This is a genomic window from Halosaccharopolyspora lacisalsi (assembly GCF_014137975.1).
GTDB classification, from domain to species: Bacteria; Actinomycetota; Actinomycetes; order Mycobacteriales; family Pseudonocardiaceae; genus Halosaccharopolyspora; species Halosaccharopolyspora lacisalsi.
This window is the reverse complement of the sequence record NZ_JACGWZ010000001.1, coordinates 256122-271557: the sequence shown is the minus strand read 5'-3', so window position 1 is coordinate 271557 and position 15436 is coordinate 256122. Positions and strand designations below refer to the sequence as shown.

Sequence of the window (15436 nt, the reverse complement as noted above, 5' to 3'; positions counted from 1 at the left end):
ACGCAAGCCGACCCACCGGGGTTCTCAGGTGCGGGTCTCGCGAGGACAGCTGCCACGTGGCGTAGGTGCCTACTCGATGTGGCAGGTCCCGGAGCGAGACCCCGCCTGAGGTTCCCCACGGGACCCACTGCGCAAGCCGATCAAAGGACTGTCAAGAAGACAGGTCCTCGGCGAACTCGATGAGCGTCCGGGCGGCGAATCCCGTAGCCCCGGGAACCACCTCGGCGTAGGACTTGTCCGCACGAGCCGGCCCGGCGATGTCCAGGTGGGCCCACGGCAGCCCCCCGGTGAACTCCCGCAGGAACAGCGCGGCCATGACGTTGCCCGGCCCGGGAGCCGCCTGCCGCACGTCGGCGATCTCGCTGCGGACGTCCTCGGCGTGGTCGGACAGCAGCGGCATCGGCCACCAGTTCTCCCCCGCGCGCTCACCCGCCCGGCGAACCCGCTCGGAGAGTTCCTCGTCGGTGGCGAAGACACCGCCGATGCGCAGCCCGAGAGCCGCCTTCATCGCCCCGGTCAGCGTCGCCACGTCCACGAGCATGTCGGGCTCGTGGTGGCGCACGGCGTAGGCCAACGCGTCGGCCATCACCATGCGGCCCTCGGCGTCGGTGTTCTGCACCTCCGTGGTGGTGCCACCGTAATGCCGCACGATGTCACCCGGGCGGTAGGACGACCCCGACACGTGGTTCTCCGCCGCCGGAACCAACCCCGTGACCCGAACCGGAAGTTCGAGGCGGGCGATGGTCAGCAACGCGGAGATCACCGCCCCGCCGCCGGCCATGTCGGTGCGCATCATCTCCATGCCGTCACCCGGCTTGAGCGAGATCCCACCGGTGTCGAACGTGATGCCCTTGCCCACCATCACCAGGTGCGGCGCGGATTCCGCTCCCGGCGGGCTCCAGTTCAGCTCCAGCAGGCGCGGCGGCCGCGCCGAGCCGCCGCCCACCGCCAGGATCCCGCCGAAACCACGCTCCGACAGCCACTTCTCGTCGCGCACGCTCGCCCGCAGACCGGGTACCCCGGCGGCCAGCTCGGCGGCGGTGGTGGTCAGCCAGGCCGGATCCTTGATGTTGGAGGGGGCGTTGGCGAGATCGCGAGTCAGCGCCGTGGCCGCCGCCGAGTGCCGGGCACGCCGCGCGGTTTCCCGCAATTCGTCCACGTCCGCGCCTTCCCGCGCCACCAGCAGCGCCTTCCGCAGCCGCGGCGGGGACTGCTCGGCGGTGACCCGGAAGCGGTAGCCGCCCAGACTCAACCCCAGGGTCAGCGCCGCGACCGTGTCGGCGTCGACGTCGGCGGGCAACCGGACCTGCACGTACTCGGCATCGAGCGCGTCACCCAGGTCGTCCGGGTCGGCCTCGTCCCCGTCGTCCGCGCCCAGTCGCTCCCGGACCGCCTGAGCCAGCGCGGCACCGGCCCTTCGCCACTGCGCCGGTTCTCCCGAACCGACACCGACCACCCAACCGAAGCCCTCGTCGGCCAACGGCACGGTGCGCACCTCGCCCGCGGAAGCGGTGGCACCCAACGTCCGCAGCACCGCGACATCCACGTCGAGCGCCGCGGCCGGGGTGCTCAGGTCCGTCGAACCGTCGACCTCCGCGACGGGAGCCATCGCGGGTACGCCGTCTCGCCACCGCTCGACGACCTCCACTTCGACCAGACTGGTCGGGATGGCGGGCAACACCGGATCGTCGGTCCGTACCGACGCTGAAGAACCGGGCACAGCACTACCTTTCTCGCGTTCGCTCTCGACGGCCTCAGCCGGTGACGGAGTTCAGTGCCTCGCTCAGGTTCGTGGCCTCCTCCATCGTCATCTCGACGACGAGACGCCCACCGCCCTCGAGCGGGACGCGCATCACGATTCCGCGTCCCTCCTTCGTGACCTCGAGGGGACCGTCACCGGTCCGGGGCTTCATGGCCGCCATAGCGTGCTCCCTCCGTGAACTCTTCCCACCCACTGGACTGCACGACCAGTTGGTCCGCTCCCATTGTCCCCCATCCGGACGTGGCCGCGAAACCGAACCGATCAACTCGTGTCGGGCTGCGCTGGTCGAATACCACCGAAGAGTGGCAGACTCCCGCGCCGTGCGGTTTTTTCGGCGTCGCAGAACAGGTGCTGCGGGCGTGAACGTGGCGATTTCGTCAAGCGAACCGTCTACTCGGCAGCAGGGCTCCGACGACGGCCGACCTCCCACGCCTCGTCTACTGTGGAAATGCTCGCCCATCGCCCGCCCCCACGGAGGCGCTCCAGCGCCCGGTGTTTGTCGACGAAAGGTCCCGACGTGTCCGACGTACTGCTGATCGAAGACGCCCACGGTGTGCGACGACTCACGCTCAACCGTCCGGAGTCGTTCAACTCCCTGACCGTCGAGCTCAAGCAGCGCCTGATCGAGGCATTGCGGGAGGCGGCGGCCGACGACGCCGTGCGCGCCTTGGTGATCACGGGGGCCGGTAAGGCGTTCTGCGCGGGCCAGGACCTCAGGGAGCACGCCGAGATGCTGGAGGCCGAGGACCCCACTCCTCTACGGACGGTGGAGGAGCACTACAACCCGCTCATCCGCGCGGTGACCACGATGCCGAAACCGGTGATCGCGGCCGTCAACGGCACCGCGGCCGGTGCGGGGGCGTCACTGGCCTACGCCAGCGACCTTCGGGTGGCCTCGGAGGACGCGAAGTTCCTCATGGCCTTCGCCAGCGTCGGCCTGTCCACCGACTCCGGTGCCTCGTGGACGCTGCCGCGGCTGGTCGGCTACGGGCGTGCGATGGAGATGCTGCTGCTGGCCGAACCGGTCATGGCCGATGAGGCACTGCGCATCGGTATGGTCAACCGCGTCGCCGCGCCCGGCACGACCACCGATGCGGCCACCGAACTGGCCGAGCGGATGGCGACCGGTCCGACCAGCGCCTACGCCCGGATCAAGGAAACCATGCTCGCGGCGGCCGCGGAGGGCCTGGACGAGACGCTGGCCGTCGAGGCGGGAGCCCAAGCCGAGTCCGGCGGCACCGCCGACCACCATGAGGCGGTTTCGGCGTTCATCAACAAACGATCCCCGGAGTTCACCGGGCACTGACGGCCGGAGGCGCTCCGGCGTCGCCCGCGGAGCGCCTGCTCACTCCCCGTCCTGCGCGGGGGCGTCGCCGGGAGCGCCGCGAACCTGTTCGGCGGTCTCCAGTTGTCGTTCGAGCGCCGCGATCCGGCCGCGCAACTCGTCGATCTCGGAAGCCGTCCGCTCCAGCGCCCAGTCGACCTCGGCGGCTTTGTACCCGCGAAAGACCTGCTGGAACCGCAACGCTCGCACGTCGGACCCCGCCACGTCCGTCGGCGGCAGTCGGGTCGGTGTCGAGCCCGGAGGCAACGGTTCCATTTCCTCGCCACGGCCGAAGACCACGGACGCGAGCAGGTAGACCACCGCGGCGACAGCGAGCACGACGACGAGGTAGATGAGTGCGCTAGCCACGGCACAGATCCTGGCACGAACCCCCACCGGAGCGCGGAGCACCTCCGTGGAGACGGCGGTCCGGACGTCCTGCGGTGGTCGGAGTTCCCACCCGCACCACTACGCAGGCCTCTCCACGGGGCTCTCTACACAGGGGCGGCCGCTTCGCTGCCGAGCACTCCCTCGATGGCCGAGGTGAACTCGCGCCAGGCACGCCTCTCGTCGTGCAGGGTGCGCATCCCGGACTGCGTCAGCCGGTAAGTCCGCCGTTGCCGCCCTCCGACAGTGCTCCAGTCACTGCGCACGTGCCCGGCCCGCTCCAGGCGGCGCAGGGCCGGATACACGGTGCCGGTCGGCAGGTCGACAGCACCACCACTGCGCTGTTGCAGCGCCTCGATGATCGCGTATCCGTGGAGTTGCCTGCCGTCGAGAGTGGCCAGCAGTAATCCGTCCAGGTGACCGCGTAGAGCATCAGCTTTCACAGGTAGCGACTCTACGGTTATTTGGGGCTACTGTCACCGTCCCGCCGACAAGGGACCGAAGTCCCGAAACGGGTCACCGGTGGCATGTCCTCGATCACAGCGCTCGCGATGATCGAGCCGGGCCGGCCGACGAGGCCGGGCCAGCGGAAAGGAGCGCAGCGGATGATCGTCCCGTACCGGACTCTACGCCATTCGGGTGAAGTCGCCTCGTTCGTCACCGAAGCGGTCTACTTCACGGGCGGTGTCCGCGGCGGCAACGCACGCTCACGAAGGAAACCGTCACGCAACCGACACCACCCCGCCACCACCGGACCGGTCACCCGGAAGGACTTGAACCGCCCCGCTCCGAGGCCGGACTACCAAGTTCCGAAGGGATTGAACACGGAGACACCGGCAACGGACACATCCGAGGCATTGCGAGTCACCAACGTCCAACCGAACACCTTCGCCGTAGCCGCCAGCAAGCCGTCCACGACGGGGAGAGGATCCGGAACGCAGAGCCTCCCCCACTCATCGGCGACTTCAGCGATAACCGGCACGATCCGGTCGCTGTACGAGTCTCGGAGCTCGTACAGCCACTGCCGAAGCACTTCGGCCTGCTGCGGATCACGGCGCTGCAAACGAGCAATCCCTCGGCTGACCTCGCCGACTGTGAGTACGCTCAGATAAAGCTGATCCTCGGGAACGGACTCGAACCACGATATGACGGCAGGATCAGCCGCGCGCCGCCGTCGCGATTCGGAAACGACGTTGGTGCCGAGCAGATACGTCATGCGTCAGCCGGGAAATCGATGTCCCGAGGCAGCTCACCGGACCTGGTGAGAGCGAGATCGTCCAACGGCGGTCCCGAACGCAGGAAGGACTTGAAGTCGGAACCGCTCAGCTGCCGGTACTCCTCGATACCGAGAACCACGGCGACATCCTCGCCATGACGACTGACGAACTGGGCACCGCCACGGTGCGCACAGCGAAGTACTTCGCTGAAGCGCTGTTCCGCCTCCTGGAGCTGCCAATGCACAGCCACCTCCTCGCTCATATCTAGACAGTCCGGACTCCAGGAAAGGACAGGCGAACTCACCGCCACCACAACTTCAGCTCGCCGAGCCCGCGCAGGCGTCGAGTGCGGTGGTGACGTCGGTGGCCACGGTCAGGGCGTCGAGCGATCGCTGGCTGGCGAAACCGGTCCCGGCCAGTCCGCGCACCCACTCCAGCAACCCCCGGTAGTGGCCGTCGGGGTCGAGCAGCACCACCGGCTTGGTGTGCATCCCGATGTAGCGGGAGGTCCAGACCTCGAACAGCTCCTCGCAGGTCCCGATACCGCCGGGCAGCGCGAGGAAGGCCGTCGCGTGGGCGTCCATCAGCCCCTTGCGCTCGCGCATGTCGTCCACGACCAGCAGCTCTTCCGCCGCGGTGTCGGCCACCTCGCGATCCACCAGCTCCTGCGGTATGACTCCGACCGTGCGCGCACCGCCGAGGCGGGCCGAGCGGGCGACCTCGCCCATCATCGAGACCCTGCCACCACCGGAGACCAGGTTCCAGCCGCGCTTGGCGACGCCGGAGCCGACCTCGGCGGCCAGGTCCAGGTAGCGCTGCTCCACGGGGCTGGACGCGCAGTAGACGCAGACCGCCACCGACCCGTCCGCGGGCCTTCCCTCGCTCAGTGCGTTTCCTCCCATGCCCGGTATGCCTCCTCCACGACGCTCACGGCGTCGTCGACGTCGTCGGTCAGGTGCAGCAGCGCCAGGTCCCGCTCGCCGATCTTGCCCGAAGCCATCATGGTGCCCCGCAGCCAGTCGTACAGGCCCTGCCAGTAGGAACGTCCGAACAGCACCACGGGGAACTTCGTGACCTTCTTGGTCTGCACCAGTGTCAGTGATTCGAACAGTTCGTCCAGTGTGCCGAACCCACCGGGCAGGCAGACGAACGCCTGAGCGTACTTGACGAACATCGTCTTGCGGGTGAAGAAGTACCTGAAGTTGACCCCGAGATCGACCCACGGGTTGAGTCCCTGCTCGAAGGGCAGTTCGATGCCCAGACCGATCGACAGGCCGTCCGCCTCGGAGGCTCCCCGGTTGACCGCCTCCATCGTTCCGGGGCCACCACCCGTGATCACGGCCGATCCGGCGCGGGCCAGGGCCGCCCCCAGCAGCACCCCCTCCTCGTACTCCGGGTGCTCGCGGGCCGTTCGGGCCGAGCCGAACACGGTCGTGGCCCGCGGCACCTCGGCCAGTGCGCCGAAACCCTCGACGAACTCCGACTGGATGCGCAGCACCCGCCACGGGTCGGTGTGCACCCAGTCGGTGGGACCGCGCGAGTCGAGCAGCCGCTGGTCGGTCGTGGACGGATCCCCCAGCCGGGATCGGCGCACCACCACCGGTCCGCGCCGCTTCTCTTCGGGCCGTTCCTCGCCGTTCGGTGCGTCCCACGGGCTCGTCATACCCGTGAGCTTAAGCAGCCGGGGTGAATCCCGGATGAGCCGCCCGCCTCCGCGAAGTGCTCAGCGGTCGACAGCCCCCCGACATCACCGGGCGCCGACGTCTTCACGCAGCGTGCAAACGGAGTAGTATGCGGGTATCGGATGACGCCGGCAGCCTGGACCCGTGTCGGCGGGCCCACTTCGACCACCGCGATCTGGACCACGGCGAACGGCCCCGGCCGGTCGGCGGGCAGCAACGCACGCAAGTCGGGAGCCCGCCATGATCCTCATCAACGTGCTGATCATCATCCTGATCTTCGGGGTGGTCTGCCTCGCAGCGAGCGCGCGGATCGTCAGGCAGTACGAACGCGGCGTCGTGCTGCGCTTCGGGCGCCTGCAGCGGCAGGTGCGCGAGCCGGGTCTGACGATGATCGTCCCCGGGATGGACCGGATGCACAAAGTCAGCATGCAGATCGTCACGATGCCGGTCCCCGCCCAGGAGGGGGTCACCCGCGACAACGTGACCGTGAAGGTCGACGCGGTGATCTACTTCAACGTCATCGACCCGGCACGTGCCGTGATCAACGTGGAGGACTACCTGTACGCGATGGGGCAGGTCGCCCAGACCTCGCTGCGTTCGATCATCGGCAAGAGCGACCTCGACGACCTGCTGTCCGACCGGGAGCGGCTCAACCAGGGCCTGGAAGTGATGATCGACAACCCCGCGCTGGGCTGGGGCGTGCACATCGACCGGGTGGAGATCAAGGACGTCTCGCTGCCGGAGTCGATGAAGCGCTCGATCGCCCGCCAGGCCGAGGCCGAACGCGAACGGCGCTCGCGCGTCATCTCCGCCGACGGCGAGTTCCAGGCCTCCCGCAAGCTCTCCGAGGCCGCCGAGGTCATGTCCGACACGCCCTCGGCACTGCAACTGCGGCTGCTGGAGACCGTGGTCGAGGTCGCCGCCGAGAAGAACTCGACGCTGGTGCTGCCGTTCCCGGTCGAGCTGCTGCGGTTCATGGACCAGGCCACGGACGGGCAGGCCAAAGCCACCGCCGAGCGGAGCAGCGAGGACGAGCCGGAGGTGACGGTGCCGGAGACGGTCGAACCGGGGGCGGAGCCACGGGCGACGGCGCCGCGACCGCGAACGCCGAACAACGACGTCCCCGTGGAGCCGACACCTCCCACCACCCACGGCATCTCCTGAGGATTTCCCTCACGCCGGCTCGCGCAGAGCGCGCGGGGAGCTTCAGACCAGGAAGCGACGGAGGACGTCGGCGCAGTGGCGGACGTCCGCCGTGTGCACGTGCTCCTGCTGGGTGTGGGCCAGCGACGGCGATCCGGGGCCGAAGTTGACGGCGGGCATCCCGTGCGCGGCGAAACGGGCCACGTCGGTCCAACCCAGCTTGGCCACGGGCCGTCCACCCGCCGCCGTCACCAGCTCGGCGGTGGCGGGCTCGGCCAGCCCCGGCAGTGCTCCTCCCGAGACGTCCACCACCGTCACGTCGAAACCGGCGAAGACCTCACGCAGATGTGCCTCGGCCGCGGCCTCGGAAGTGTCCGGGGCGAAGCGGTGGTTCACCGTCACCACGCAGGAGTCGGGGACGACGTTGCCCGCCACGCCGCCCTCGATGCGCACCGCCTGCAGCCCCTCCCGGTAGGTCAGTCCGTCGATCTCCGGCTGCCGGGGGGTGTAGTCGAGGAGCCGGCGCAACACCGGCTCGGCCGCGTGGATGGCGTTCTCCCCCATCCACGCGCGGGCGCTGTGGGCGCGTTGCCCGTGCGTGCGCACCTCGACGCGCATGGTGCCCTGACAGCCGGCCTCGATCGAGGCGTTCGACGGCTCGCACACGACGGCCAGGTCGGCGGTCAGCCACTCCGGCAGCTCGCGCTCGATGCGGTTGAGCCCGTTGCGGTCGGCGGCGATCTCCTCGCAGTCGTAGAAGACGAAGCTCAGGTCGTGGCGCGGTTCGGTCAGCGACGCGGCGATGCCCAGCATCACCGCGTCACCGCCCTTCATGTCGACGGTGCCGCAGCCGTGCAGGATCTCCTCGTCGCCGCTACCGGTGCGGTGGGAGGGCAGGTTGTCGTTGATCGGCACGGTGTCCAGGTGTCCGGCCAGCAGCACCCGCGAGTCCCGCCCCAGGTTCGTCCTCGCGAGCACGGCCGCCCCGTTGCGCACCACTTCCAGGTGCGGAGCCTGGGTGCGCAACGCCTTTTCCACGGCATCGGCGAGGTCGGACTCCTGCTCGGACACGCTGGGGACGTCCACCAGCGCGGCTGTCAGCTCGACGGGGTCGGCGGAGAGATCCAAACGCGCGGTCACGACCCCGTAGGCTACCCGCCCCGGCGCTGTCCGCAGCAGCTGCGCCGATTACGGTTTCACCATGAGCAGCCAGAGTCCTGATCCGCAGACCACCGGGGCCCACGGCGTGGGGCTGGCCACCGTCACCGACGACGGCACGGTGCTGGATACCTGGTTCCCGACCGTCAAGCTCGGCGAACCGGAACAGGTCGGCAGCACCCGGCTGTCGCACGACGAAGCGACTCGGTCGCTCGGGGAGGGCGGAGCCGACCTGCTCGGGCGCGACGACGCCCGCGGTGTCGAGGTGGTCGCCGTGCGCACCGGTGTGGAACGCCTGTCCGACGCGCCCGCCGACACCCACGACCTCTACCTGCGGCTGCACCTGTTGTCGCACCGGCTCGTTCGGCCGCACGGCCAGAACCTCGAGGGGATGTTCGGGCTGCTGTCCAACGTCGTCTGGACCAACCACGGCCCGTGCCCGGTGGAGGGTTTCGAGGCCACCCGCCTGCGACTGCGGGCGCGCGGTGCGGTGACGGTCTACAGCGTCGACAAGTTCCCCCGGATGGTCGACTACGTCATTCCCTCCGGAGTGCGCGTCGGTGACGCCGACCGGGTTCGCCTGGGCGCGCACCTGGCCGGAGGCACCACGGTCATGCACGAGGGGTTCGTCAACTTCAACGCGGGCACCCTCGGTGCCTCGATGGTGGAGGGTCGCATCTCCGCCGGGGTCGTCATCGGCGACGGCTCCGACATCGGTGGCGGCGCCTCGATCATGGGCACCCTCTCCGGTGGGGGCAAGGAGGTCATCTCCGTCGGTGAGCGCTGCCTGATCGGCTCCAACGGCGGCGTGGGCATCTCGCTGGGCGACGACTGCGTGGTCGAGGCCGGGCTCTACGTGACGGCCGGAACCAAGATCACCCTGCCGGACGGCACCATCACCAAGGCCAGCGAGGTCTCCGGCTCCGACGGCCTGCTGCTGCGCCGCAACTCCGGCACCGGAGCCGTGGAAGCCCTTGCCCGGACCGGCGAGCGGATCGAGCTCAACGCCGCCCTCCACGCCAACGACTGATCCGGCGAATCCCGGGTCGACCTGCGTGCGGGGACGCGAAGCGGCTGCGCCGCTTCGTGAAAAACAGTCGGGGGTGAACGGACCGTTTTGGCACTCTCACCGCCAAAACGGTCCGTTCACCCCGATTCGCTCAGGCGGTCGGCGGCGGCGGCGATGCGCTCGTCCGAGGCCGTGAGCGCGATGCGCACGTGCTGTTCACCGCCGGGACCGTAGAAGGATCCGGGAGCGACGAGGACGCCGCGCCGGGCCAGCCACTCCACGGTTCGCCAGGCCGACTCGCCCCGGGTCGCCCAGAGGTAGAGCCCGCCCTGCGAGTGCTCGACGGTGAATCCGGCGCGTTCCAGCTCCGGCCACAGCAGCGCACGCCGCGAGGCGTAGCGTTCGCGCTGCTCACGCACGTGCTCGTCGTCGTCGAGCGCGACGGTCATCGCGTCCTGCACGGGGCGCGGCACGATCATGCCCGAGTGCTTGCGCACCTCCAGCAGCCTCCGCACCAGCTCGGGATCACCGGTGACGAAGCCGCCGCGGTAGCCCGCGAAGTTCGAGGTCTTCGACAGCGAGTGCACGGCGAGCAGTCCCTCGAAGCTGCCTCCGCACACCGCGGGATGCAGCAACGAGACCGGCTCGCTCTCCCAGCCCAACGACAGGTAGCACTCGTCGGAGGCCACCACCGTGCCGCGTTCCCGCGCCCATTCCACGACCTTGCGCAGGTGCTCGATCGGCAGCACCTTGCCGGTGGGGTTCGACGGGGAGTTCAACCACAGCAACGGCGGCCGGGCCGGCCCCAGGGCGTGAGTGGCGTCGGTGCGCACGGTCTCGGCGCCCGCGAGCGTGGCACCGACCTCGTAGGTCGGGTAGGCCAGCTCCGGGATCGCCACCTGCTCGCCCGGCCGGACACCCAGCAGCGTCGGCAGCCACGCCACGAGTTCCTTCGACCCGATCGTGGGCAGTACCGCCTCGGGATCGAGGTCGGCCACGCCGTGACGACGGCGCAGCGCCTCGACCGCGGCACGGCGCAGCTCGGCGGTTCCGTGCGTGGCGGGATAACCCGGTGAGTCGGCACCCTCGGACAGCGCTCGGCGCAGCCGCGGGGGCACCGGGTCCACCGGTGTCCCCACCGAGAGGTTGACGATGCCGTCCGAGTGCGCCTTGGCGACGGCGGTCTGCTCGGACAACGAGTCCCAGGGGAAGTCCGGCAGCGCCGGACCGCGTCCCCCCGCGTGCGACCGCGAGTCCGGCGAACTCATTCGCCCTGGTACGGCAGGCTGGTGACGGGCTCGACGTCCTTGTTCACCTTGCCCACCTTGGCCGCACCGCCGGGCGAGCCCAGCTCGTCGAAGAAGTCCACGTTGGCCTGGGTGTAGGAGGTCCACTCCTCGGGGACGTCGTCCTCGTAGTAGATGGCCTCCACCGGGCACACCGGCTCGCAGGCGCCGCAGTCGACGCACTCGTCGGGGTGGATGTAGAGCATCCTCCCGCCCTCGTAGATGCAGTCGACGGGGCACTCTTCGATGCACCCCTTGTCGAGCACGTCGACACAAGGTTCGGCGATCACGTAGGTCACTGTTGCTCTCCTGCTTGAAGCGTTTACCGTTCGCGCGCGCGAAGTCCCCGCACGCGGCTTACTACCAGTATCTCTCGTTGAGCCCCCGCGTACGTAAGTGGCTCCCACTGCACGGAATCACTGTGACCTTACTGGCCTCGTCCCGCTCGGGAAACGCCACGAACCGGTGATCGAGAACACGTCCTCACGTCCCGTGTCGCCGGATCCACCGCTCCCCGTGCCGGGCCACCCGGCGCAGTCCCGAACGCTCGCCCAGGTAACCACCCACGACCCCGACGACGGGTACCGAACCGATCGCCTCGTGGTAGAAGCGCCCCTGGGGCCGCTTGTCGAGCTCGGAGTCGATCTCCCACAGCGCCCGCGCCATCCGCCACACAGTGCGCACCACCGCCTTCGACTTCGTGCGTCCCCGGTTCGACCTCTCCAGGTCCCCGGTGAGGTCGGCGGTACGAGCCTCGTCCCGCTCGGCGGATCCCGCTCCGGAGGCGAGCGCGTCGGACAGGTCGCGGTCGAACAGGACCCGGGCGATCATCCGGACCTGCACGGTGCGGTCGGTGACGCCGTGCTCGGCGGCGATGGCCGACAGCACCAGCACCTGGCCGACCGTGCCCAGGGCGTTGCGCAGGGGCAGCCGCGAGGTGATGACGCCGCCGAAGCGCGGCAGTCCGGCGACGGCGGCCAGCAGGCGCCCGACGCGCTCGACCCACCAGTCACATCGTTGTCCGACCGTCATCGCGTCCCAGGCCGAACTACCGGGCAGCCGCACCGAGTCCAGGCGCCGCCGCACCCCGCCCAGCCTGCCGGGTTCGGCGGGCTCGGTCGATTCCCGGCCACGTCGCAGCAGCAGCGGATCGGACTCGCGCAGCGTCCGCAACACCGGCGCGGAGGCGCGGACGAACGGACGCAGCAGTCCCGCGATCCGCTCGTCGGTCACCACCTCGCTCATCGCGGACTCCCGACCCCCTCGACGGTCTGACGGCCCCGCACGATCCCGAGCATCAGCGCACCGGGCACGGCACCCGCCCCGAGCAGCAGGTACGTGCGCCAGTCCCCGCCCAGCAACAGCACGTCCCCACCGGGACCGAAGGCGCCGAAGACGAACAGCGTCACGAACCACACGATCAGCGGCGCGGCGACGACACCGGGTCGGGAGGACAGCCGAGCCGCCTGCGAGACCAGCAGCGGTGTGGTCACCGCCGCCACCGCCGCCGTGATCGGGAACTGCACCTGGCCGATGTAGGACGGCAGGAACAGCAGCTCCAGGATCGCCAGCAGTACGGCGTCGAGCAGCAGGGCGCCGATCGTGACCCGGTCGAGCATCAGCGGCCACCCGTCGGTTCGGTCCCGCTGACCCCCAGGCCGCCGAACAGGTCGCTGCCGGCGCCGTCGGGGTCCCCCCTGGCCAGGACGTAGTGCTCGGTGCCGACGACGGGCTGGGCCACGTCGTTGGACAGCGCGTAGGCCGCGACGCCGGCACCGTTGTCCCACTCGTCGAGCCACACCTTGGCCTGGGTGCCGTGGGCGCGCAGGGCGCTGATCTTGGCGGGGAGGTGCTCGGCGACGTCGACCACCGTGGTGATCGACTCGTCGTCGACCTGGGGAAGCTCGTGCGCGCGGGGCATCGTGAACGGCAGTCCCCGCGCCTCGGAGAGCCCTTGCAGTCCCCGGCGGGTGGTGTCCCGGGACGGGACCGCGTGGAACACCCGCAGCACGTCGGGCACCCGGTCGGCGGCGGCCGTGGTCACCTCGTGGGCACGGACGTGGTCGGGGTGCCCGTAGCCGCCGTCGGCGGCGTAGGTCGCCACGACCTGGGGCCGGATCTCGCGCAGGATCTCCTCCAGGGCCCCGGACTGCTCCTCGAGATCGCCGTGGGCGAAGGCGCGGGGGTGGGCGTCGGTCAGTGCCTCGGCACGTCCCGGTTCCTTCCAGGTCATGCCGGAATCGCGCCAGCGACCGATACCGCCGAGGAAACGGTGTCCGGCCACGCCGAGCGCGGCGCAGGCGCCGCGCAGCTCACCGACCCGGTAGCCGCCGAGCTGGTCGGCCTGGTCGGAGTCGAGGCCGCGCAGGCTGTCGGGGATGACCTCGCCCTCCTCGCCGAGGGTGCAGGTGACCACGATCACCTGCACGCCCCTCGCGGAGTAACGGGCGATGGTCCCGCCGGTCCAGATCGTCTCGTCATCGGGATGTGCGTGTACCAGCAGCAACCGTGGTGGGGCCGTCAGCGTCACCGGTCCAGCCTAATTGCCCGCGCGTATCGCCACGTCAACGGCTCGGCGAGGGCTACCAGTCGTAGGTCTCGGCGGGGGCCCCGATCCAGTTCCCCGCCGTGTCGAGGGGACTCGCGAAGCCGTTGCCCTGCTCGACCCCCTTGACCTCGCGGCTGATCGCCAGCACCTGGGCGTGCTGGTACAGCGGCAGCGCGACGGCCCGCGCCCACAGGGTGGACTCCACCCGGGACGAGGCCTCGGAGAACGGGATGCGACCGCTGAGCGCGGCCTCGATGGTCGGTTGCAGCAGCGGATCGCAGAATCCCGCCATGTTGTGCGGGAAGGAGTGCCCACCGGAGGGACTCGTCGCCGGGCAGCCCCATCGGGAGGCCATCATCGAGGCCGGATCTCCTCCGGCCGGGCGCGGCGTGATCGCCATGTCGACGGTCGCCCGCTGCTTCCCCTCGGCGAGCGGGTCGGAAGGCAGCATGCTGCCGAACAGCTCGTCGCCCCTCGGTGTGATCACCCTCGCCTGAATGCCCTGCTCGCGCAGTTGGTCGGCCGTCGCCTCGGCGAGCCTGACGTAGTGCTCGCTGCGGAACTGCGCGGCGATCACCAGTTCCAGGGGGTGCCCGTCACGACTCCAGACATCGCCGTCGCGCCGGTACCCGGCCTCGGTGAGCAGGCGTGCGACCCGCTGCGGTTTCGGCGCGCCGGAGAAGGTGCCGGCGGGTTCGGTCGGCTGGTAGCCGCTCTCGGAGGGCGCCAGCACCTGGGAGTGGGCGGGCAGTTGCCGCCCGGGCCCACCGCCGCTTCCCACGTCGATGAGCGCCTCGCGGTCCAGCGCGGCGACCACGGCCTCACGCACGCGCCGGTCTGAAAGGCGCGGGCTGTTCGGACGCAACAGCAACTGCGTGGTCGCCGGGCTGGGCACGGTGCTCAACCGCACCGAGTCCCCGAGCCCGCGCAGGTCCTCCATGGTGGCGGCGTCGGCCCGGAACAGGGCCACCCCGGTGTCACCACTGCGCAGTGCCTCGACCTGACCGGACTGATCACTGGCGCGCAGCACGATGCGATCGGTCTTGGCCGGAGGCCCCCAGTAGCGCTCGTTGCGCATGAGCACGATCTCGCCGCGATCGAGATCGACCCGGCGGATCGCGTACGGGCCGGCCGAGGCGGGATAACCGTCGTCGAGCGCGTCGGCCCAGCCCCCGGGTGCGTCCTGGAGCAGGTGCGCGGGCAGCAGGTTGTCGAACAGCTGCCTCCAGCCGGGATAGGGGCGGGAGAAGGACACCTCGACGGTCTTGCCCGCCTGGCGGGAGTTGACGTCGTGGATCATCCGGTAGCCGGCGGGCTCGGCCACTCCCGGCTGGGAGCGCAGCTGCTTCCAGAGGTAGACGAAGTCCTCGGCCGCGAGCGGCGCCCCGTCCGACCATCCCGCGTCGGTGCGAATCCGGTAGCGGACGGTGAACCGCCCGGACTCCCGGCCCTTGCCGTCGTCGACGACCTCGGCCGACTCCATCAGCATCGTGTTCAGCCGCGGTTTCCCGTCCGGCCCCGGTTCGAACACCGAGGGCAGCATCAGGCTCGACAACGCCCGGGTCGCCGGGGAGATGTCGGCCAGCGCGTGCGGATTGAACCCGCCCCGCAACTCGCCGACGCCGACGACCACCTCTTTCGGCTTCGGTGGCTTGCTCGGCACGGTCGTCGGCGACGACGACGGCGACGGTTTCACCAGCGGCGGTGGAGGTGCGTTCGTGCATCCCGCGAGCACGCTCAACGTCAGCAGCAGGAGGGCCGCGGTGAGCGGGCGGCGTCGTCCCCGGTGCGCGTTCAAGCGAAACTCCCCTCACGAGTCCGGCATTGCTCAGCCCCCGGCCGGAATGCTCAGCCTCTCATGAGCGCTTGATCGCTCCACCCGCCCGTACCGGAGCGGCGGGGCGACCACAGCGGGGTGGG

General features: G+C 70.1%; 18 protein-coding genes. 3 read left to right on the top strand and 15 right to left on the bottom strand.

Annotated features, from left to right (window positions below; translation table 11 throughout):
* Positions 1-151: 151 nt before the first annotated feature.
* Positions 152-1720 carry a leucyl aminopeptidase family protein gene (locus tag FHX42_RS01355; protein ID WP_328795833.1) on the bottom strand — a complete coding sequence of 523 codons (1569 nt, stop codon included), beginning with the start codon at positions 1718-1720 and terminating at the stop codon, positions 152-154.
* A gap of 34 nt (positions 1721-1754) precedes the next feature.
* A complete protein-coding gene (locus FHX42_RS01350; protein ID WP_182542297.1) occupies positions 1755-1922 on the bottom strand; it encodes a DUF3117 domain-containing protein in 168 nt (55 codons plus the stop codon).
* A 357-nt stretch (positions 1923-2279) separates the two neighbouring features.
* Between FHX42_RS01350 and FHX42_RS01345 the strand changes: the two genes are divergently transcribed.
* Positions 2280-3068, top strand: a complete 789-nt coding sequence (locus FHX42_RS01345) for an enoyl-CoA hydratase-related protein (RefSeq protein WP_182542295.1) — start codon at positions 2280-2282, stop codon at positions 3066-3068.
* Between the two features lie 39 nt (positions 3069-3107).
* Here FHX42_RS01345 and FHX42_RS01340 read toward each other — a convergent pair whose 3' ends face one another.
* The 6 genes from FHX42_RS01340 to FHX42_RS01315 form a co-directional block, all read right to left on the bottom strand.
* Positions 3108-3455, bottom strand: coding sequence for a DivIVA domain-containing protein (locus tag FHX42_RS01340; protein ID WP_182542293.1), 348 nt, complete (start codon positions 3453-3455; stop codon positions 3108-3110).
* Positions 3456-3580: 125 nt separating this feature from the next.
* Positions 3581-3916: a PadR family transcriptional regulator gene (locus FHX42_RS01335; RefSeq protein ID WP_182542292.1), complete on the bottom strand. Its 336-nt coding sequence runs from the start codon at positions 3914-3916 to the stop codon at positions 3581-3583.
* Positions 3917-4272: 356 nt separating this feature from the next.
* Positions 4273-4689 (bottom strand): type II toxin-antitoxin system VapC family toxin, encoded by a 417-nt coding sequence (locus FHX42_RS01330; protein WP_182542290.1) that lies wholly within the window; start codon positions 4687-4689, stop codon positions 4273-4275.
* Positions 4686-4952, bottom strand: coding sequence for a type II toxin-antitoxin system Phd/YefM family antitoxin (locus FHX42_RS01325; RefSeq protein ID WP_220479416.1), 267 nt, complete (start codon positions 4950-4952; stop codon positions 4686-4688). Before FHX42_RS01325 ends, FHX42_RS01330 begins: the two co-directional genes overlap by 4 nt.
* Positions 4953-5007: 55 nt before the next feature.
* Entirely contained in the window at positions 5008-5592 is a 585-nt protein-coding gene (locus FHX42_RS01320) for an LOG family protein (protein ID WP_182542287.1), read from the bottom strand.
* A complete protein-coding gene (locus FHX42_RS01315) occupies positions 5574-6353 on the bottom strand; it encodes an LOG family protein (protein ID WP_182542285.1) in 780 nt (259 codons plus the stop codon). Before FHX42_RS01315 ends, FHX42_RS01320 begins: the two co-directional genes overlap by 19 nt.
* Positions 6354-6612: 259 nt before the next feature.
* Here FHX42_RS01315 and FHX42_RS01310 point away from each other — a divergent pair, with 259 nt between their 5' ends.
* Positions 6613-7536: a slipin family protein gene (locus FHX42_RS01310; RefSeq protein ID WP_220479414.1), complete on the top strand. Its 924-nt coding sequence runs from the start codon at positions 6613-6615 to the stop codon at positions 7534-7536.
* Between the two features lie 42 nt (positions 7537-7578).
* On the opposite strand, the gene dapE is transcribed toward FHX42_RS01310, so the two are convergent.
* Positions 7579-8655 carry a succinyl-diaminopimelate desuccinylase gene (dapE, locus tag FHX42_RS01305; RefSeq protein WP_182542283.1) on the bottom strand — a complete coding sequence of 359 codons (1077 nt, stop codon included), beginning with the start codon at positions 8653-8655 and terminating at the stop codon, positions 7579-7581.
* A gap of 61 nt (positions 8656-8716) precedes the next feature.
* On the opposite strand from dapE, the gene dapD reads away from it, so the two are divergent.
* Positions 8717-9703: a 2,3,4,5-tetrahydropyridine-2,6-dicarboxylate N-succinyltransferase gene (dapD, locus tag FHX42_RS01300; protein WP_182542281.1), complete on the top strand. Its 987-nt coding sequence runs from the start codon at positions 8717-8719 to the stop codon at positions 9701-9703.
* 116 nt (positions 9704-9819) lie between these two features.
* Here the strand turns inward: dapD and dapC are convergent, their stop codons facing one another.
* From dapC to FHX42_RS01270, 6 genes are all read right to left on the bottom strand, one after another.
* A complete protein-coding gene (dapC, locus tag FHX42_RS01295) occupies positions 9820-10950 on the bottom strand; it encodes a succinyldiaminopimelate transaminase (RefSeq protein WP_182542279.1) in 1131 nt (376 codons plus the stop codon).
* Complete coding sequence (gene fdxA / locus FHX42_RS01290; protein WP_182542277.1) at positions 10947-11267, bottom strand: ferredoxin; 321 nt, start codon at positions 11265-11267, stop codon at positions 10947-10949. The genes dapC and fdxA overlap by 4 nt, the downstream gene beginning before the upstream one ends.
* Before the next feature lie 184 nt (positions 11268-11451).
* Positions 11452-12213, bottom strand: coding sequence for a hypothetical protein (locus FHX42_RS01285; RefSeq protein WP_182542275.1), 762 nt, complete (start codon positions 12211-12213; stop codon positions 11452-11454).
* Positions 12210-12587 (bottom strand): hypothetical protein, encoded by a 378-nt coding sequence (locus FHX42_RS01280; protein WP_182542274.1) that lies wholly within the window; start codon positions 12585-12587, stop codon positions 12210-12212. Before FHX42_RS01280 ends, FHX42_RS01285 begins: the two co-directional genes overlap by 4 nt.
* Positions 12587-13498, bottom strand: a complete 912-nt coding sequence (mshB, locus tag FHX42_RS01275; RefSeq protein WP_182542272.1) for an N-acetyl-1-D-myo-inositol-2-amino-2-deoxy-alpha-D-glucopyranoside deacetylase — start codon at positions 13496-13498, stop codon at positions 12587-12589. The genes FHX42_RS01280 and mshB overlap by 1 nt, the downstream gene beginning before the upstream one ends.
* Before the next feature lie 52 nt (positions 13499-13550).
* Positions 13551-15314: an ABC transporter family substrate-binding protein gene (locus FHX42_RS01270; RefSeq protein ID WP_182542270.1), complete on the bottom strand. Its 1764-nt coding sequence runs from the start codon at positions 15312-15314 to the stop codon at positions 13551-13553.
* Between the last annotated feature and the right edge of the window lie 122 nt (positions 15315-15436).